Here is an 18165-nt window from a genome sequence, read left to right on the forward strand (position 1 = left end):
CGGCCTAGCTCTTTCCACGCTCCGGTGCAACACTGCGCCATCCGGGTTGGCACGCGTCTCCGAATGATGTTTTGCTGATCGCCAGGTTCTGACCGGGACCACGGGACAGGGAAGAGCAGGACCGTGATCGAATTCCGCGGAGTGAGCAAGCAGTATCCGGACGGCACCCGGGCGGTGGACGACTTCTCGCTCGTGCTGCCCTCGCGCCAGACCACCGTCTTCGTCGGCTCGTCCGGCTGCGGGAAGACCACGATCCTGCGGATGATCAACCGCATGATCGAGCCGACTGGCGGCACGATCGAGATCGACGGCGAGGACATCTCCACGCTCCCCGCCGTCTCGCTGCGCCGCCGCATCGGCTACGTCATGCAGAACTCCGGTCTCCTGCCGCACCGCCGGGTCATCGACAACATCGCCACGGTGCCGCGCCTGAACGGCGTGGCGAAGAAGCCCGCCCACGATCGCGCGCTCGAGCTGATGGACACCGTCGGGCTCGACCGCTCCCTCGCCACCCGCTATCCGAGCCAGCTCTCGGGCGGCCAGCAGCAGCGCGTCGGCGTCGCGCGCGGCCTCGCCGTCGACCCGAACATCCTGCTGATGGACGAGCCGTTCGGCGCCGTCGACCCGCTCGTGCGCGCCGACCTCCAGCGCGAGACGCTGCGCCTGCAGCGCGAGCTCGACAAGACGGTCGTCTTCGTCACCCACGACATCGACGAGGCCTTCCTGCTCGGCGACCAGGTCGTCATCCTCGAGAAGGGCGGCCGGATCGCGCAGAAGGGCTCGCCCGCCGAGATCCTCGCGAACCCGGCCAGCGAGTTCGTCGCCGGCTTCGTCGGCGCCGACCGCGGCAAGCGCTCGCTGTCGATCGAGGAGCGCGACGGCGCCCGGATCGTGGTCGACGGCGACGGGCGGCCCACCGGCGTCCTGCGCGCGCAGGACGGCGTCGGCGCGTGAACTGGGTCGTCAACAACACCGACCAGATCGTCGCGAACCTCCTGGCGCACCTCGCGCTCTCGGTCCCGCCGATCCTGCTCAGCTTCGTGATCTCGCTGCCCTTCGGCTGGATCGCCAATCGCTACCGCTGGAGCCGCGGCACCCTGCTCACCGGGCTCGGCGTGCTCTACGCGATCCCGTCGCTGGCGATGTTCATCCTGCTGCCCGCGCTGCTCGGCATCCCCCTGCGCTCGACCGCGAACGTCATCATCGGCCTCACCCTCTACGGCATCGCCCTGATGGTGCGCACCACCTCCGACGCGCTCTCCGCGGTGTCCGAGGACGTGACCCAGTCGGCGACGGCGATGGGCTACTCCGCCTGGGCGCGGTTCTGGAAGGTCGAGTTCCCGCTCGCCGGTCCCGTCCTGCTCTCGGGCCTCCGCGTGGTGACCGTGAGCACGGTCAGCCTGGTCACGGTCGGCGCGGTGCTCGGCATCCAGAGCCTCGGCCTGCTCTTCACCGACGGCTTCCAGCGCGGCATCCAGGGTGAGATCATCACGGGCATCGTGCTCACGATCGTGCTCGCCCTCGTGCTCGACGGCGTCCTCGTGCTGCTCGGACGCCTGCTGATGCCGTGGACGACCCTCGACCGGGCCCGCTCGCGCCGCAGGCCCGCGAGGAACGAGAAGGCGGTGACCGCGTGAACCTCATCGCTCAGGCCTTCGCCTGGATCGGCGACCCGACGCACTGGGAGGGCATCTACGGGATCCCCACGCGCGTCGCGCAGCACCTCGGCATCAGCCTCATCGTCCTCCTCATCGCCGCCGCGATCGCCATCCCGCTCGGCTACCTGATCGGGCACACCGGCAAGGGCAAGGGCATCGCCGTTCCGGTCGCCGGCGGCCTCCGCGCGCTGCCCACCCTGGGTGTGCTGGTCCTCGCGGCGATGAGCCTCGGCCTCGGCCTCGGTGCGCCGCTGATCGCGCTGGTGATCCTGGCGATCCCGTCGATCCTCGCGGGCGCCTACTCCGGTCTCGAGGCGGTCGACCGCCGCACCGTCGACGCGGCGCGGGCCGTGGGCATGACGGAGTGGCAGATCCTGGCGAAGGTCGAGATCCCGCTGGGCCTGCCGCTGCTGATCGGCGGACTGCGCGTCGCGGCCCTGCAGATCATCGCCACGGCGACGCTCGCCGACTACATCGGCGCCGGCGGTCTCGGCCGCTACATCTTCCAGGGCGTGAAGGCGGGCGACTACCCGCAGATGCTCGCGGGCTCGATCATCGTGATCGTCCTCACTCTGCTCAGCGAGGTGCTGTTCGCGATCCTGCAGAGGGTCGCCGTGCCCCGCGGGGTCGTGCTCGGCCTCGGCCGCGCCTCGACCGAGCGCACAGGTTTCCGCGCGTCGTCACTCCGACGCCGCGCGGTGGTGGGAATCCCCATCGACGAAGGGAAATAAGAGATGTTCACAGCAACCAAGAAGGGCCGTGTCGTTCTCAGCGCACTCGCGGTCGGCGCCGTGGTGGCGCTGGCAGGGTGCTCGTCCAGCGATCCGCTCGACGAAGGATCGGGAGCGACCGCCGGCGGCGACACCATCGTCATCGGCTCGCAGGACTACTACTCGAACGAGATCATCGCCGAGATCTACGCGCAGGCCCTCGAGGACGGGGGGATGACCGTGCAGCGCGACTTCCGCATCGGTCAGCGCGAGATCTACCTGCCCGAGATCGAGAGCGGCTCGATCGACGTCTTCCCCGAGTACGGCGGCAGCCTCCTGCAGGCGCTGGAGCCGGACACGACCGCGACCACGGCCGACGACGTCTACTCGGCGCTCACGGACGCCCTGCCCGACGGACTGCGCGCGCTCGACGCCGCGGACGCGAGCGACCAGAACTCGTACACCGTCACCCAGGCCTTCGCCGACCAGTGGAACCTGACCGACATCGCCTCGCTCACGAACGTCACCGACCCGATCGTGCTCGGGGGCAACTCCGAGCTGCAGACCCGTCCCTACGGGCCCGACGCCCTGCAGTCGAAGTACGGCATCACCACGACGTTCCAGGCGATCGAGGACAGCGGCGGATCGACGACCGTCGACGCGCTGGCCAGCAACCAGATCCAGATGGCGAACATCTACACCGCCGACCCGAACATCGAGTCGAACGACCTCCTGCCCCTCGCCGACCCCGACGGACTGTTCGTCGCGGACAACGTGGTGCCGATCGTCTCCGACAAGGTCGACGACGACGCCGCCGAGATCCTCAACGGCGTCAGCGCGAAGCTGACCGCCGAGGACCTCGTCGCGCTGAACTCCGAGAGCGTCAACGAGCAGAAGTCGGCCGCGGCGATCGCGACCGAGTGGCTCACCTCGGCCGACCTCATCGGCTGATCCCACCCGCTCACGCCCGGAGGCGCGTCACTCGTCGAGGTGACGCGCCTCTGCGCGTGAGAGGAGCTTCTTCACGCCGATCACGACCAGCACGAAGACGACGATCGCCCCGACGAAGAGGTAGCCCGCGTAGTGCAGGCTGTCCGACAGCTCGCGGTAGCCGCCCGCGGCGGCGGCCCCGACGCCGACGTAGGCGAACGACCAGAGGATGCACGCGGGCGTCGTCCAGGCCATGAACATGCGGTAGCTCATGCCGCTCATCCCGACCGTGAGGGGGATGAGCGAGTGCAGCACCGGCAGGAAGCGGGAGAGGAACACGGCGATGCCGCCGCGGCGCGCGAGGTAGCGCTCGGCCCGCAGCCAGTTCTTCTCGCCGAGCCGGCGGCCGAGCCGGGAGCCGCGGATCCGCGGCCCGAACCAGCGGCCCAGGTAGAAGCCGACCGATTCGCCGCAGAGCGCCCCGACGATCACGGCGACCGCCAGCGCGACGAACTGCGGGGGAGAGGTCACACCGGTCGCGCTCACGATCACGACGGTGTCGCCCGGGACGATCAGGCCGGCGAGGATCGTCGTCTCGAAGAAGACGGCGAGGCCGGCGAGCAGCGTCCGCCAGACGGGCGGCACGCTGACGACGAAGGCGAGGATGCCGGTCAGCGCGTCGTTCACGGCGTCGTGGTGTCCATCGGAGTCAGCGGACCCGCTTGAGCAGCGACCAGAACGTCTCGACGATCGATCCCATGTCGACCTGGTCGTCGAGCAGCCACTGCACCTGCAGACCGTCGGAGAGCGCGGTGATCATCTTGGCCGCCAGCTCCGGGTCGATGTCGGCGGCGATGAGCCCCTCGCTCTGGTCCTCGCGGACGCGGGCGGCGAAGACCTCGTTGACGGTCCGGTAGCGCTCGATGAAGAACTCGTGCGCGGGGTGCGACTCGTCGGTCGCGTCCGCGGAGAGCGTCGCGTAGAGGTGGACGAGACCGGGGACCTCGCTGTTGTGGCGGATCAGCCGGACGACCTCCTCGATCGCCTGATCGCCCTTCTGCTCGAGGTCGTAGACGGCGCGGTCGGTGTCGTCGCGCTTGCGGAGGACCTCGGCGAAGAGCTCCTCCTTCGAGTCGAAGTAGTGCAGCAGCCCCGCCTGCGTCAGACCGACCTCCTCCGAGATCTCGCGCAGCGAGGCCTTGCGGTACCCCTGGCGCGAGAACACCTCGAGAGCGGTCTGCAGGATCTCCTCGCGTTTCGCGACGCCCTTGGCGTAGCTCCCCTTGCTCGGCATTCCTCGATCGTAGGGGGCGCGGCCGAGCGGGAGCCGCGAGCGTCGCGGGGTGACCGCGCACGATCGTCCAGGACGGACCGGGGGGCGACACTCCAGCTGGGAAAAAGCTGGCAGTTGACCTACCCCGTTCTCAGGTGGCGCGCGACGTCCGATCGCTCGCCGTCGAGAGGTCGATCGCCGGACCTTTGACGGCGGCGGGCGCTGCTCGACCGGACGCTCGCGGCGAGATCGCTCGACGTCGAGACGCTCTGTCTCGACGTCGAGGAACCCCTGGCCCGGGAGTCGTCGCCGGGCTCCGAGGACGACCCCGGGAAGGGTGTCGTGGAGCCGCGCCGAGGGCCGCACATCCGCTCCAGTACTGGGATCGGAGGCCGTCGCGCCCCCGCCGCCGACCTAGGCTCGGACTCGTGAACGAACTCCTGGACCCGCTCCTCCTGTCGCGCTGGCAGTTCGGCCTGACGACGATCTACCACTTCCTCTTCGTGCCGCTCACCATCGGCATGGCGCTGACGGTGGCGATCTTCCAGACCTGCTGGGTGCGCACCTCCCGCGTGCACTACCTGCAGCTGACGAAGTTCTTCGGCAAGATCTTCCTGATCAACTTCGCGATGGGGGTCGTCACCGGCATCGTCCAGGAGTTCCAGTTCGGGATGAACTGGAGCGACTACTCCCGCTTCGTGGGCGACGTCTTCGGCGCCCCGCTCGCGTTCGAGGGCCTCCTCGCGTTCTTCCTCGAGGCGACGTTCATCGGCCTGTGGATCTTCGGCTGGGACAAGCTCCCGGAGAAGCTGCACCTCGCGACGATCTGGCTCACCACGCTCGGCACCACGCTCTCGGCCTACTTCATCATCGCGGCGAACGCCTTCATGCAGAACCCGGTCGGCTTCCGGATCAACGAGGCCAAGGGCCGCGCCGAGCTCACCGACATCTGGGCCCTGCTGACCAACAAGGTCGCCCTCGCCGCGTTCCCGCACACGATCTTCGCCTGCTTCATGGTCTCGGCCGCGGTGATCGTCAGCGTCGCCGCCTACCACCTCTCGCGGAACCAGCACCTCGAGACGATGCGCCCGGCGCTGAAGTTCGGCGCCTGGATGATGCTGATCAGCGGTGGCCTCACCCTCTTCACCGGCGACTCGCTCGGCCTCGCCATGGTCGACACCCAGCCGATGAAGATGGCGGCCGCGGAGGCGCTCTACCGCACGTCCACCGGCGTGGACGCCTCCTTCTCGGTCTTCACCTGGGGCACGCCCGACGGCTCGAGCGAGCTGTTCTCGATCCGCATCCCGTATCTGCTCTCCTTCCTCTCGACGCACACCTTCACCGGGACCGTCGAAGGCATCAACGACCTGCAGGCGCAGTACAGCGCGGTCTACGGCCCCGGCGACTACACGCCGATCATCTGGGTCACCTACTGGTCGTTCCGCTGGATGATGGCGCTCGGCGTCCTCGCCATCGGCGTCGCCGCCGCCGGCCTCTGGTTCACCCGCAAGGGCCGCGAGCCGAAGCAGTGGATGTGGAAGATCGCGATCTGGGCCGCCCCTCTCCCGCTGATGGCCATGATCGTCGGCTGGGTCTTCACCGAGATGGGCCGCCAGCCCTGGCTGGTCTTCGGCCTGCTGAAGACCGCGGACGGCGTCTCGCCCGGCGTCAGCGGCATCGAGGTGCTGATCTCGCTGCTCGCCTTCACCGCCCTCTACGGCACCCTCGCGGTCGTCGAGTTCCGGCTGATCAAGCGGGCGGCCCAGGCCGGTCCCGACGACGCCCCCGAGATCGACGAGGAGAGCGGTCGCCCGCAGCTCGTCGGCACCGTCTACTAGAGGAAGGCACGCGCACATGGACCTCGGATCGCTCGATCTGGCCACGCTCTGGTTCTGGATCGTCGCCGTCTTCTTCATCGGCTACTTCGTGCTCGACGGCTTCGACTTCGGCGTCGGGATGTCGCTGCCCTTCCTCGGCCGCGACGACACCGACCGCCGCGTCCTGATCAACACGATCGGGCCGGTCTGGGACCTCAACGAGACCTGGGTCATCGTCGCCGGAGCGGCGATGTTCGCCGCGTTCCCCGAGTGGTACGCGACGCTCTTCAGCGGGTTCTACCTGCCGCTGCTGCTGATCCTGCTGGCGCTGATCGCCCGCGGCGTCTCGTTCGAGTACCGCCACCAGCGCCCGGAGGCGGCGTGGAAGAAGCGGTTCGACACGATGATCGTGGTCGGCTCGGCGGTTCCCGCGTTCCTCTGGGGCGTCGCCTTCGCGAACATCGTGCAGGGTGTGCCGCTGGACGCGGACCACAACTACATCGGGACGGTCTTCGACCTGCTGAACCCGTACGCGCTGCTCGGCGGCGCGACCACGCTCCTGCTCTTCTTCACCCACGGCATCGTCTTCGTCTCCCTGAAGACCGACGGCGAGATCCGCGAGCGGGCGCGCCGGCTCGCGATGCGGGCGGGACTGGTGACCATCGCGGTCGCCGCGGTGTTCCTCGGCTGGACGAACCTGGCGCAGGGGAGCGGTCCCTCCTGGCTGCTCTCGATCGCCGCCGCGGCCGCACTGGTGCTCGCCTGGGTCGCGAACCTGCGCGGGCGGGAGGGGCGCGCCTTCGCCCTTCTGGCCGGCACGATCGCCCTCGCGGTGCTCGCGCTGTTCACCACGCTCTTCCCGGCGGTGATGCCCGCCTCGAACGAGATCGCGAACAGCCTGACCATCGAGAACGCCTCGAGCACGCCCTATACCCTGACGGTGATGAGCTGGACGGCGCTGGTCTTCGTGCCGCTCATCGTCGGCTACCAGGCCTGGACCTACTGGATCTTCCGCAAGCGCATCAGCCGGACCCACATCCCGGCGGACGCGCACTGACCGAACGCAGACGTGAAACCCCTCGATCCCCGACTGCTCCGCTACGCCCGCGCCGCGCGGCTGTTCCTCGTGCTCGGCGGGGCGCTCGCGCTCGCCCGCACGGCGACCGCCGTCGCGTTCGCGTGGCTGGTGGCGCAGCTGGTGGCGGGGGCGGTCGACGGCCGATCGGCCACCGAGCTCGCGCCCTCGCTCGCGGCGCTGCTCGGCGTGGTCGTGCTGCGCTCCGTGCTGGCCTGGGCCGTCGAGGTGAACGCGACACGGGGCGGCGCCGGTGCGAAGGCGCAGCTGCGGTCGGCAGTCCTCGCCGCGCTCGTCGCACTCGGGCCGTCCGGTCGCACGGCTGGATCGGGCGGGGTCGTCGCTCTGCTCGGCGGTGGGCTCGACGCGCTCGACGGCTACTTCGCCCGCTACCTGCCGCAGCTGATCGCGACCGCGATCACCACGCCGATCCTCGTGCTCGTCGTCTTCCTCGCCGATCCGCTCAGCGCGCTCTTCCTCGTCGTGACCCTCCCGCTGATCCCGGTGTTCATGGTCCTGATCGGCTGGGCGACCCAGGCGGTGCAGAAGAGGCAGTGGAGCCGCCTGCAGGCGCTCGCCTCCGGCTTCGTCGACACAGTCGGCGGGCTGGCCACGCTGAAGATCTTCGGGCGGGCGGAGAGGCAGGGCGCCCGCATCCGCGCGCTGACCGAGGACTACCGCGTGCACACGATGAAGGTGCTGCGGGTGACCTTCGTCAGCAGCTTCGTCCTCGAGCTGGCCGGATCGCTCTCGGTCGCGCTCGTCGCCGTCTCGATCGGACTGCGCCTGGTCGACGGCTCGCTCGGCCTCGCGATCGGGCTGTTCGTGCTGGTGCTGGCGCCGGACGTGTTCCTCCCGGTGCGGCAGGTCGGCGCCGAGTTCCACGCCGCGGCGGACGGGGTCCAGGTGGCGGACGAGGCGTTCACGATCATCGAATCCGCGGCGGCCGTGCCGACGCGGACCGCAGCGCCCGGCCGCTCGGGGGCGCTCGAGCTCCACGGCGTCGCGGTCGACGACGGAGCGGGTCGCGTCCTCGCGCCCGTCGACGCGACCCTGCTCGCCGGCTCGATCACCGCGCTGACCGGACCCAGCGGCTCCGGCAAGTCGACGCTGCTGGCCGCTCTGGCCGGCTTCGCCCCCGCGACCGGCTCGATCGCCCTCGGCGGTGAGACCATCGACGCGGCCACCGGTCGCGACTGGCTCGCCTGGTCCGGGCAGCGGCCCGACCTGCTCCCGGGGAGCGTCGGGTCCAACGTCGCGCTCGGCTCGCGCTCGCCCGACCCGGAGCGGATCCTGCGGGCACTCGCGATCGCGGGCACCGACCTCGACCCGGATCGGCGCATCGACGCCGACGGCACGGGGCTGTCCGGCGGGCAGGCGGCGCGGGTCGCCGTCGCGCGCGCCGTGCACCGCGTCCTCGAGCGCGGCTGCGCGGTGCTCGCCCTGGACGAGCCGACCGCCGCTCTCGACGAGGAGTCGGAGCGCCGGCTACTCGCCGGGCTCCGCGGGCTCGCGGACCAGGGCGTCGTCGTGCTCGTCGCGACCCACCGCCCCGCGACGATCGCGGCCGCCGACGCCGTGCTCGCGCTCGCTCCGGCCGAGGCGGTGCTCCGGTGAACCGCGCCGACGTGCTGCGGGCGGCGATGCCGGCTCCGCGGCGCTTCCTGCCCGGACTGTCCTTCGGTCTGCTCTCCTCGGCGTCCGTCGTGGCTCTGCTCGCCTGCTCGGCGTGGCTGATCGTGCGAGCGGCCGAGCAGCCGCCGATCCTCTTCCTCTCGATGGCCGTCGTCGGGGTGCGCGCGTTCGCGCTCTCGCGCGCCTTCTTCCGCTATCTCGAGCGCCTCTCCGGGCACGATGCCGCGTTCCGGGCGCTGGCGGAGCTGCGCGCCGGCGTCTACGAGCGGCTGGTGCCGGTCGCGCCCGACGGGCTCGGGCGGGTGCGCCGCGGCGATCTCGTCTCGCGGGTGGTCGCCGACGTCGATGCGCAGCAGGACGTGCCGCTGCGGATCGTGCAGCCGCTGCTCGTCTCGGCGGTCGTGTCCACCGTCGCGGTGGTGGGCGTCTGGCTGCTGCTGCCCGCGATGGGCGCCGTGCTGCTCGGCCTGCTCGTGCTCGCCTTCGCCGGGGGAGCCCTCGGCGCGGGACAGGTGTCGGCCCGCGCCGATCGCGAGCTCGCGCCGCTGCGCGGCGAGCTCGCGGAGCGATTGAATCTGCTGGTGACCCGGCTCGACGTGCTGATCGCCTTCGACGCGGCGGACGACGCGATCGCCGATGTCGCGGAGGCGGAGGCGGCGCTCACCCGAGCGGCCCGGCGGCGCGCGGCCTCGACCGGGCTCGCCGCCGCCGTCCTCGCGCTGTGCTCCGGCGGCGCGGTCTGGGGCGGTCTCGCCCTCGGGATCCCCGTGGTCGGCGAGCTCGGCGGCCCGGCTCTCGGGGTGCTCGCCCTGGTGCCGCTCGCCGTGTTCGAGGTCGCCGCCGCGGCCCCGCTGGCCGTGCAGAGCGCGCGCTCGGCGCTCTCGAGCGCGCAGCGGCTCGCGGACCTCGACGCGCAGGCCGCGTCGCCCGCGCTCGCGACCGATGCCGACGTCGATCCCTCCGCCGCTGTCCCGCTCGGCCGCGACATCGTCCTCCGCGACCTCTCCGTGGGCTGGCCCGGCGCCGCGACTCCCGCGCTCACCGGCGTCTCGCTCGATCTGCGCGCCGGCGAGCGGGTCCTCGTCACCGGCGGCAGCGGCTCCGGCAAGACGACCCTCGCGCACGCCCTCGTCCGCTTCCTCGACCACACCGGCTCGTACCGGATCGGCGGGGTCGAGGCGCGCACGCTCCCGCAGTCCGAGCTACGGCGCCTGGTCGGCCTCGTCGAGCAGCAGCCCTACCTCTTCGACGACACGATCCGGCAGAACCTGCTGTTCGCGCGACCCGAGGCCGACGACGCCGTGCTCCTGGGTGTCCTCGAGCGGGTGGGCCTCGCCTCGTGGACGGCGGCCCGCGGTGGCCTCGACGCGCGCGTCGGCGAGCGAGGCTCGCTGGTCTCGGGCGGTCAGGCCCAGCGCCTGGCGCTCGCGCGGGCCCTGCTCGCCGACTTCGACGTGCTGGTGCTCGACGAGCCGACCGCCTCGGTGGACGCCCCCGTCGCCGACGCGCTGCTCGCCGACCTGCTGCGCGCCGCGTCCGGCCGCACGGTCGTGCTGATCGCGCACCGCGTCCCCGGGTCCCTCGCCTTCGACCGGCGGATCACGGTCGCGGACGGCACCGCGGGCTGACGCGTGACACAGCGGATCCCCGGGCCGAGAAGACGGCCCGGGGATCCGGTTCAGTGCGCGTGCACGGGGGTCAGCGGCTCGACCAGCTCGCCCGTCCGCGCCCGTCGTACTGCACGAGGTTGCCGTCGTCCTGCATCACCAGGCGGAACGGCGGGACGGCGGGGCCGACGTTGACGAAGTAGCGCGGAAGGACGCTCCAGCTCACTCGGCCCGGGGCCGCGACCGCCATGTACCCGTCCTCGTCGATCGAGAAGAAGTCGCCCGACGTCGACGTTCCGGTGGACCAGACCGGACCGGAGCGCCCGTAGACGACGAGGTTGCCGTCGGCCTGCATCACGGCATTGTAGGCGCCGTTCCCCGAGCGGAGCGACTCGCCGGCCTCGAGCCCGGCCGGCGCGAACAGTGTGCTGCTCGGGAACGCGATCCGGCTGCTCCAGAGCAGGCGGTCGTCGATGCTCACGATCACGAGTCGGCCGGCGTTGTCGAGGTTCATCCGCACCCCGGAGCCGCTGGTGCCGGTGAACCACTTCACCGCGCCGTCCGCGCCGTAGATCACGGCGTTGCCGTCCTCCTGCAGCACGAAGCGGTTCCCGGCGCCGGACGTGCCCGTGTTCCAGGTGACTCCCTGCGGTCCGTAGCCGACGAAATTGCCGTCGCTCTGCATCACGGCGGTGAAGCGGCCGTCGCCGGAGGTCAGCCGCTGACCGGCGCGCAGCGTCTCGGTGGGGTAGAGCGAGTCGGTCGGCGGCGCCGCGATCGTCGTGCCGATGCTGCTCGCCCACGCGGGGGTGCCGTTCGCCCGGCTGACGACGAGGTTGCCGTCGTTCTGGATCCGGACGCTCGCGCCGTTCTCGTCACCCGTTCCGGTGAACCAGACGGGCCGGCCGTCCGCGGCGTAGATCACGAGATTGCCGTCGGCCTGCATCACCAGGCGATCCCCGCGACCCTGGGTGCCGGTGCTGAAGGTGGCACGGCCGCTCGCGTCGTAGGTGACGGCGTTGCCGTCGGTCTGCAGGACGAACCGGTAGCCGCCGCCGACCGAGACGATGCTCTCGCCGCGCGCGAGCTGCTCCCCGCTGACGAGGGCGTCGGTGAAGACGTTCGCGGCGGTCGCGACCACGGTCGAGACGGGCCCCGAGCCGGCCGCGAGGGCCGGGGTCGCTCCGAGCAGCAGGGCGGCTGCGGTCACGAGCACCACCGCCCCGGAGAGGAGTGTGCGGGCGGGGTGGAGAGGCGTCATCGCTGGTCCTTCGAGCGGATAGGTGGGCAGTTCTCCCGCTTGCTCCCATGCCGCTCGCCGCGCCACGCCGCCGGAACGCGGTCGTGATCGAGTGGTGACCCGGCCTTCTCAGTCCGCTGGCCGAACCCGTCTCTCGGCCTCGGCGAGCGACCCGCCCTCGGAGGCCCACCGGTCGAGCACACCGTCGACGCGGGCCCGCGCGGATCCGCTGCTGCTCGCGCGCAGAGGGAGGATCACGTCGCGGGCGAGCGATGCCGTCAGCTCCTCGACCCGCGCATCACGGACGAAGCCCTCGAGCCGCGTCAGGTCGGAGGCACGCAGCATCGCTGCTCGCGACTGCAGCAGGACGATCGCCGCGAGCCGCGTCTCGAAGACAGGCGGCTCCCACAGCTCCGAGGACAGCGCCGTGACGTCGTCGTGCTCGAGCCCGCGGAACTTCTTCAGCGCGTCCCGCACGGTGCCGCGGACCGCTCCGACCGAGGCCCCGGTGGAGTCGAGCCCCGCGCCGAGCCGCTCGCGCACGTCCTGCGCCCGCCAGACGTCGCCCTCGTACTCCAGCGCCGCGCGGATGAAGTCGCCGGCGTCGCTCACCCCTCCATCATGCGACGAGAGGGGGAGTGGCGGCGAACCGGGCGCCTCGGCGCGCCCCCTACGGGTCGCGCAGTCCGGAGACGCCGACGGCCCGGTGCGTGCGGGACATGCACGAACCGGGCCGTCGGCGCGGGCCCACCGGAGGGCGGGGACCCGATCAGGGCCGCGTCGAGGCGACCGCGCTCAGCGGCTCGACCACACCGCCTGGTTCCGTCCGTCGTACTCGACGAGGTTGCCGTCGTCCTGCATCACGAGGCGGAACGGGGCGACCGCGCTGGAGCGGGGGGTCACCGTCCAGGTGCCGATCCCGTCGCCGCGGACGACCGCCATGAAGCCGTCCTCGTAGAGGTTGAACGAGCTGCCGGCGCCCGAGGTGCCCGTCGACCAGATCGGGCCGGAGCGGCCGTAGACGACGAAGTTGCCGTCGCTCTGCATCACGGCCCGGTAGACGCCGTTGGCCGAGCGGAGGAGGCTGCCGGCGGCGAGCCCGTTCTCGGCGTAGAGGCTCGAGCCGGGCAGCTGCGCCTGGCTGGTCCAGAGCACGGCGTCGGCCTGGTCGACGATGATCAGCGATCCGCCGTTGTCGATGCCGAGGCGCAGATCGCTGCCGCGGGTACCGGAGGACCACTGGACCGAATCGTCCGGGCCGTAGATGACGGCGTTGCCGTCGGTCTGCAGCACGAGCCGGTTGCCGGCGCCGCGGGTGCCGGTGTTCCAGACGACGCCCTGGGGGCCGTAGCCGACGAAGTTGCCGTCGGTCTGCATCACCGCACGGAAGCGGCCGTCCGCCGAGGTGAGCTGGCGCCCGCCGCGGAGGGTCTCGCCGGTGAAGAGCGTGTCGGTCGCCGGAGCGGCGATCCTCCCGTTGACGCTGCTCGCCCACGCGGGGGAGCCGTTCTCGCGGGAGACGACGAGATTGCCGTCCTCCTGGATGATCAGGGAGGCGCCGGGCTCGTCGTTCGTGCCCGTGCTCCAGACGGGGCGGTCGTCTGCGGAGTAGATCACGACGTTGCCGTCGGTCTGCATCGCGAGGTGGTCGCCGCGGCCGGCGGTGCCGGTCGCGAAGACGACCCGGCCGTCGGGCGCGTAGGTGACGGCGTTGCCGTCGGTCTGCATCACGAACTCGTAGGCGGGGCCCGGGTCGTTCGAGTAGATGCTCTCCCCGCCGGCGAGCTCCTCGCCGCCGATCAGCGCGTTGTAGTAGATGCCGGCGGCGCGGGCCTGCGCATCGGCGTTCGGCTGGAGTGCGGGGGTCGACTCGGCGGCGGAGGCGGAGGAGAGCGTCTGCTGCACCGCCTCCTCGGCGAAAGCAGGCGTCGCGGTGAGGAGGAGTGCCCCGGTCGCGACGAGCGCGACGAGGCCGGAGCCGACGAATCGGGCGGGCCCGGTGGAGCGGGAGAACCCGTTCGAGCGGGAGGAAGAGGGAGGCGTCATCGCAGATCTTTCTCGAGAGGTCGGCATCGCCGAGCGGATCCTCGAATGCTCGCACGCGCCGGCGGCATCGGGCGTGCGCTCGGGACGCCGTGTCCCGGTGGCGCGTGCGTCGGCGCCGCCGAAGCGCTCGCTCGCCCGTGGCCCGGACCTCGGGCCTTCATGACGGCGGCCCGGTCCGTGCGGGAAGCGCACGACCGGGCCGTCAATGCAGAGCGGACCGCCTCGGCGGAGCCCGCTGGTGGATGCCGTCAGCGGCTGGACCAGACGACGTGGCCCTGTCCGTCGTACTCGACGAGCTTCCCGTCGTTCTGCAGCACGAAGCGGAACGGCCCGGTCGCGCCGGAGGCGGAGCGGTTCGCCCAGACCACGGTGTCACTCCAGTCGTAGATCGACGCGACGCCGTTCTCGGCGACGTACAGCCCGTTGGCGATGCCGTGAGTCCCGGTCTGCCAGATCAGACCCGTCGGGCCGTGGACGACGAGGTTCCCGTCGGACTGCATCACCGCCAGGTACAGACCGTCGTCCGAGCGCAGCACGTCACCGGTCGAGAGGTGGTTCGGGGCGTACAGGACCGACCCCGGCAGCTGGGACTGGCTGTCCCAGCCCAGGTCGCCCTCGTCGTCGACGATCGTGAGCACTCCGCTGTCGTCGAGTACGACGGCGAGGTTCTCGACGTTGGAGTCGGTCGACCACGCGGCGGTGCCGGACGACCACTCGACGGAGCCGTCGGTGCCGAGGACGACGGCGTCGCCGTCGTCCTGCAGGACGAGGCGGTTGCCGGTGCCGCGGGTGCCGGTGCTCCAGATCTTTCCGGCGGGTCCGTCGCCGACGAGATCGCCGTCGGTCTGCATGACCGCGTGGAAGAGCCCGTTCTCCGACGTGAGCTGGTCACCCGGTGCGAGGGTGCCGCCGGTGGGGAGGGTGTCGTGCGGCGGTGCGGCCGTCGTCCCGGCACCGTCCGACCGGGCGGGAGTGCCGTTCTGCGAAGCCGCTGCTCCGACGGCGCTCTGGGCGAGGGCGGGTGTCGTGCCGAGGAGCAGGGCTCCCGCCGCGACGAGCGCGACGAGGACGGAAGCGAGGGAGCGTGGTTGTGATGGGGACGTCATGGCAGTTCCTTCTCGTGGAGATGGGCACCGCCGTCGACGAGGCGGCATCGCCGAACGGTCTTCCTCCCACGAAAGCACTACCGCAGGATTTCCACATCTTGTGGCGCGGGGCGTGGGGTCACCGTCGCGCCGTCGCGCTTCTCCGCTCTGCAGGAGAGCAGGCGCAGGGTCGGACCCTTCGCGAGAACGCCGATGGCCCGGCTCGTGCAGGGCGTGCACGTGCCGGGCCATCGGACGGGATGTCAGCGCATCCGCGAGCGCATCGACCTCAGGGCGGTCAGCGGGTGGACCAGACGGCCCGGCCCTGCCCGTCGTACTCGACGAGGTTCCCGTCGGTCTGCATGACGAGACGGAACGGCCCGACCGCAGCGGAGGCGGGGCCGGACGACCAGGTGACCTTGCCGACCTCGGTCTCGATCGTCGCGACGCCGTCGGCTGCGAGGACGAGAGCGCTCTCGATGCCCGAGGTCCTCGTCTGCCAGATCGCGCCGGACGGGCCGTAGACGACGAAGTTCCCGTCGGCCTGCATCACCGCTCGGTAGGCGCTGTCGTCCGAGCGCAGCAGCCCCCCGATCTCGAGGACGCCGGGTGCGTACGCGACCGACCCCGGCAGAGCGGTCTGACTGTCCCATTCGAGAGCACCGTCGGGATCGACGATCTTCAGCACTCCGCTGTCGTCGAGGGCGACGGTGAGGTCCTCGCCACCGGTGCCGGACGCCCACCTGACCGAGTCGTCGGCGCCGTAGACGACGGCGTTCCCGTCGTCCTGGATGACGAAGCGGTTGCCGATGCCGCGGGTGCCGGTGCTCCAGATCGCTCCGGCGGGGCCGTAGCCGACGAGGTTGCCGTCGCGCTGCATGACCGCGCGGAACAGCCCGTTCTCGGAGGTGAGCTGGTGACCGTGGAGGAGCGTGCTGCCGGTGTCGAGCGAGTGGTGCGGCGGTTCGGCGATCCTCCCGGCGGCGGCGGACCAGGCGGGCGTGCCGTTCTGGCGGTAGAGGACGAGGTCGCCGTCCTCTCCGAGCACGAGGTGGGCGCCGGGCTCACCGTCCGTGCCGGAGCTCCAGAGGGGACGCCGATCCGCATCGACGACGACGATGTTCCCGTCTTCCTGCACGATCAAGGAGTTGCGATCTCCCGAGGTGCCGGTGCTGAAGAGGACCCTCCCGTCGTCCGAGCGGAGGACAGCGTCGCCGTCCGTCTGCATGGTGAGGACGAACGTGTCCTCCGGATCGGAGAACACACTGAAGTTCGGGCCGAGGGTCTCGCCGCTGAGGACGGCGTTGTAGTACTCGTACTGCCCTCTGCTGCCGCCGCTGGGCCACGGCTTGAGGGCGGGTGTGGTCGGGCTCCACTCGGTCGACGAGGACCACCCGGGTGCCCCGCTCGCCGCGAGGGCGGGCGTCCCGCCGAGGAGCAGGCCTCCGGTTGCGACGAGCGCGACGATCCCGGCGGCGAGGGGGCGTGGAGATGTTCTGAGTGACATGGCAGTTCTTTCTCGAGAGGACGGCACCGCCGCGATCGAGGCGGCGTCGCCGAGCGGTCTTCCACCCACACAAGCACTCACCCCCGGGTCCGATCGCGTTCCGGCGCGCAGTGCGGGGTCGTTGTCACGTCACCCGCGAGAACGCCGTCGAGCGCCCGGTTCGAGCGAGGCGAGCGCGAACCGGGCGGTCGCCGTGGAGCTCGGCCCGGTCGTGACCGAGGCGCGGACGTCTTCGCGCGCACGGCGACGGCCCGGCTCGTGCGGACTGCGCACGAGCCGGGCCATCGGAGGGAGACGTCACCGGATCGGCGCGCCCGACGACCTCGGAACGGTCAGCGGAGGGACCAGACCGGCCGATCCTCGCTGTCGTACTCGACGAGGTTGCCGTCGCTCTGCAGGACGAAGCGGTAGGGCGCGGTGCCGCCGGCGGCGGGCGTCGCCGTCCAGACGACGCTGCCGTCGCCCGCGACGATCCGGGCGGTGCCGTCCTCGGAGAACTCGAACGAGCTGTCGACACCCGACGTGCCCGTCCACCAGTCGGCGCCCGTCGGGCCGTAGACGACGAAGTTCCCGTCGGCCTGCATCACCGCGCGGTACCGGCCGTCGTCGGAGCGGAGGTGGTCGTCCACCGCGAGGGTGTTCGGCGCGTACATGCTCGACCCGGGCAGCCCGGACTGGCTGGTCCACAGCACGTCGTAGTCCTCGTCGCTGATGCTGAGCACGCCGTTGTCGTCGAGGAGGATGCTGCTCGCCGCGCCCTCGGTGTCGGCGGCCCACTTGATGCCGCCGTCCGCACCGACGATCACGGCGTAGCCGTCCTCCGACACGAGGAGCTCGTTCGCCTCGCCGCGCGTGCCGGTGTTCCAGACGACCCCGTCGGGCCCGTAGCCGACGAGGTTGCCGTCGCGCTGCATCACCGCGCGGAACAGTCCGTTCTCCGAGGTGAGCTGGTGGCCCCGCAGCAGCGGCTCGTCGACGTTCAGGGTGTCGAACGGCGGCTCGGGGAGCGTGCGGCCGACGCTGCTCGCCCACGCGGGCGTGTCGTCCTCGCGGTAGAGGACGAGGTTGGAGTCCCTCTGGACGACCAGGTGAGACCCCGGCTCGTTGTCGGTTCCGGTGCTCCACAGGGGGCGGTCGGCGGACGAGTAGATCACCACGTTGCCGTCCTCCTGCAGGACGAGGCGGTTGCCGCGGCCCGAGGTTCCGGTGCTGAAGAGCGGGTGACCGACCTCGTCGTAGACCACGGCGTTGCCGTCGTCCTGCATCCGGAAGGTGGATCCTCCTCCGGACCCGTCGGAGGCGATGTACTGGCCGGCGAGGAGCTGCTCGCCGGCGACCAGCTCGTCGGAGACCTCGCCGCGCACTGTCGCGGCGGCGGCGACGGAGGTCGTCGCGGAGGTGCTCGAGGAGACGGTGCTGTGAGCGCTCTGCGCGAGCGCCGGCGTGGCGGTGCAGAGCAGGGCGCCGGCGGCGGCGAGGGCGACGAGCCCTGAGGCGAGTGGTCGTGAGGTGTGGGATGTCATCGCAGTTCTTTCTCGAGAGGGGGGCACCGTCGGAGAGAGGGCGGCATCGCCGAGCGGAC

The 18165-nt window shown here is 71.4% G+C and carries 16 protein-coding genes; 8 read left to right on the forward strand and 8 right to left on the reverse strand.

Annotated features, from left to right (window positions below; genetic code table 11):
• The first annotated feature begins 123 nt into the window (after positions 1–123).
• The 4 genes from GTU73_RS08375 to GTU73_RS08390 are packed head-to-tail and all read left to right on the forward strand — an operon-like array spanning position 124 to position 3319.
• Complete coding sequence (locus GTU73_RS08375; RefSeq protein WP_123732083.1) at positions 124–954, forward strand: ATP-binding cassette domain-containing protein; 831 nt, start codon at positions 124–126, stop codon at positions 952–954.
• Complete coding sequence (locus GTU73_RS08380; protein WP_160088565.1) at positions 951–1637, forward strand: ABC transporter permease subunit; 687 nt, start codon at positions 951–953, stop codon at positions 1635–1637. The genes GTU73_RS08375 and GTU73_RS08380 overlap by 4 nt, the downstream gene beginning before the upstream one ends.
• A complete protein-coding gene (locus tag GTU73_RS08385) occupies positions 1634–2389 on the forward strand; it encodes an ABC transporter permease (protein ID WP_160088567.1) in 756 nt (251 codons plus the stop codon). Before GTU73_RS08380 ends, GTU73_RS08385 begins: the two co-directional genes overlap by 4 nt.
• A gap of 3 nt (positions 2390–2392) precedes the next feature.
• On the forward strand, positions 2393–3319 hold the full coding sequence (locus GTU73_RS08390; protein ID WP_160088569.1) for an ABC transporter substrate-binding protein: 927 nt from the start codon (positions 2393–2395) through the stop codon (positions 3317–3319).
• 27 nt (positions 3320–3346) lie between these two features.
• On the opposite strand, the gene GTU73_RS08395 is transcribed toward GTU73_RS08390, so the two are convergent.
• Both GTU73_RS08395 and GTU73_RS08400 read right to left on the reverse strand, forming a co-directional pair.
• Entirely contained in the window at positions 3347–3985 is a 639-nt protein-coding gene (locus tag GTU73_RS08395) for a DedA family protein (RefSeq protein WP_160088571.1), read from the reverse strand.
• A 22-nt stretch (positions 3986–4007) separates the two neighbouring features.
• Positions 4008–4592, reverse strand: a complete 585-nt coding sequence (locus GTU73_RS08400) for a TetR/AcrR family transcriptional regulator (RefSeq protein ID WP_160088573.1) — start codon at positions 4590–4592, stop codon at positions 4008–4010.
• A gap of 407 nt (positions 4593–4999) precedes the next feature.
• Between GTU73_RS08400 and GTU73_RS08405 the strand changes: the two genes are divergently transcribed.
• The 4 genes from GTU73_RS08405 to cydC are packed head-to-tail and all read left to right on the forward strand — an operon-like array spanning position 5000 to position 10726.
• Complete coding sequence (locus GTU73_RS08405) at positions 5000–6409, forward strand: cytochrome ubiquinol oxidase subunit I (protein ID WP_160088575.1); 1410 nt, start codon at positions 5000–5002, stop codon at positions 6407–6409.
• A 16-nt stretch (positions 6410–6425) separates the two neighbouring features.
• Entirely contained in the window at positions 6426–7445 is a 1020-nt protein-coding gene (gene cydB, locus GTU73_RS08410) for a cytochrome d ubiquinol oxidase subunit II (protein WP_160088577.1), read from the forward strand.
• Between the two features lie 12 nt (positions 7446–7457).
• Positions 7458–9080 carry a thiol reductant ABC exporter subunit CydD gene (gene cydD / locus GTU73_RS08415; protein WP_160088579.1) on the forward strand — a complete coding sequence of 541 codons (1623 nt, stop codon included), beginning with the start codon at positions 7458–7460 and terminating at the stop codon, positions 9078–9080.
• Complete coding sequence (gene cydC, locus GTU73_RS08420; RefSeq protein WP_244231821.1) at positions 9077–10726, forward strand: thiol reductant ABC exporter subunit CydC; 1650 nt, start codon at positions 9077–9079, stop codon at positions 10724–10726. Before cydD ends, cydC begins: the two co-directional genes overlap by 4 nt.
• A gap of 70 nt (positions 10727–10796) precedes the next feature.
• Here the strand turns inward: cydC and GTU73_RS08425 are convergent, their stop codons facing one another.
• From GTU73_RS08425 to GTU73_RS08450, 6 genes are all read right to left on the reverse strand, one after another.
• Positions 10797–11966, reverse strand: coding sequence for a hypothetical protein (locus GTU73_RS08425; protein WP_160088581.1), 1170 nt, complete (start codon positions 11964–11966; stop codon positions 10797–10799).
• A 108-nt stretch (positions 11967–12074) separates the two neighbouring features.
• A complete protein-coding gene (locus GTU73_RS08430; protein WP_160088583.1) occupies positions 12075–12557 on the reverse strand; it encodes a DNA alkylation repair protein in 483 nt (160 codons plus the stop codon).
• Between the two features lie 183 nt (positions 12558–12740).
• Positions 12741–13991: a hypothetical protein gene (locus tag GTU73_RS08435; protein ID WP_160088585.1), complete on the reverse strand. Its 1251-nt coding sequence runs from the start codon at positions 13989–13991 to the stop codon at positions 12741–12743.
• Positions 13992–14239: 248 nt separating this feature from the next.
• Positions 14240–15097, reverse strand: a complete 858-nt coding sequence (locus GTU73_RS08440; protein ID WP_160088587.1) for a hypothetical protein — start codon at positions 15095–15097, stop codon at positions 14240–14242.
• A 277-nt stretch (positions 15098–15374) separates the two neighbouring features.
• Positions 15375–16583, reverse strand: coding sequence for a hypothetical protein (locus tag GTU73_RS08445; RefSeq protein ID WP_160088589.1), 1209 nt, complete (start codon positions 16581–16583; stop codon positions 15375–15377).
• Between the two features lie 332 nt (positions 16584–16915).
• The gene (locus tag GTU73_RS08450) at positions 16916–18106 is read right to left on the reverse strand and encodes a hypothetical protein (protein ID WP_160088591.1); all 1191 of its coding nucleotides are present in this window, start codon (positions 18104–18106) and stop codon (positions 16916–16918) included.
• Between the last annotated feature and the right edge of the window lie 59 nt (positions 18107–18165).

Origin of the sequence: Rathayibacter sp. VKM Ac-2804 (assembly GCF_009866655.1) — a bacterium.
Taxonomy (GTDB): domain Bacteria; phylum Actinomycetota; class Actinomycetes; order Actinomycetales; family Microbacteriaceae; genus Rathayibacter.

Bases quoted from the DNA above. Each gene is read 5' to 3' on its own strand.
- GTU73_RS08390 (WP_160088569.1), top strand. From the start codon at position 2,393: ATGTTCACAGCAACCAAGAAGGGCCGTGTCGTTCTCAGCGCACTCGCG.
- GTU73_RS08400 (WP_160088573.1), bottom strand. From the start codon at position 4,592: ATGCCGAGCAAGGGGAGCTACGCCAAGGGCGTCGCGAAACGCGAGGAG.
- cydB (WP_160088577.1), top strand. From the start codon at position 6,426: ATGGACCTCGGATCGCTCGATCTGGCCACGCTCTGGTTCTGGATCGTC.
- GTU73_RS08425 (WP_160088581.1), bottom strand. From the start codon at position 11,966: ATGACGCCTCTCCACCCCGCCCGCACACTCCTCTCCGGGGCGGTGGTG.
- GTU73_RS08435 (WP_160088585.1), bottom strand. From the start codon at position 13,991: ATGACGCCTCCCTCTTCCTCCCGCTCGAACGGGTTCTCCCGCTCCACC.
- GTU73_RS08440 (WP_160088587.1), bottom strand. From the start codon at position 15,097: ATGACGTCCCCATCACAACCACGCTCCCTCGCTTCCGTCCTCGTCGCG.
- GTU73_RS08445 (WP_160088589.1), bottom strand. From the start codon at position 16,583: ATGTCACTCAGAACATCTCCACGCCCCCTCGCCGCCGGGATCGTCGCG.
- GTU73_RS08450 (WP_160088591.1), bottom strand. From the start codon at position 18,106: ATGACATCCCACACCTCACGACCACTCGCCTCAGGGCTCGTCGCCCTC.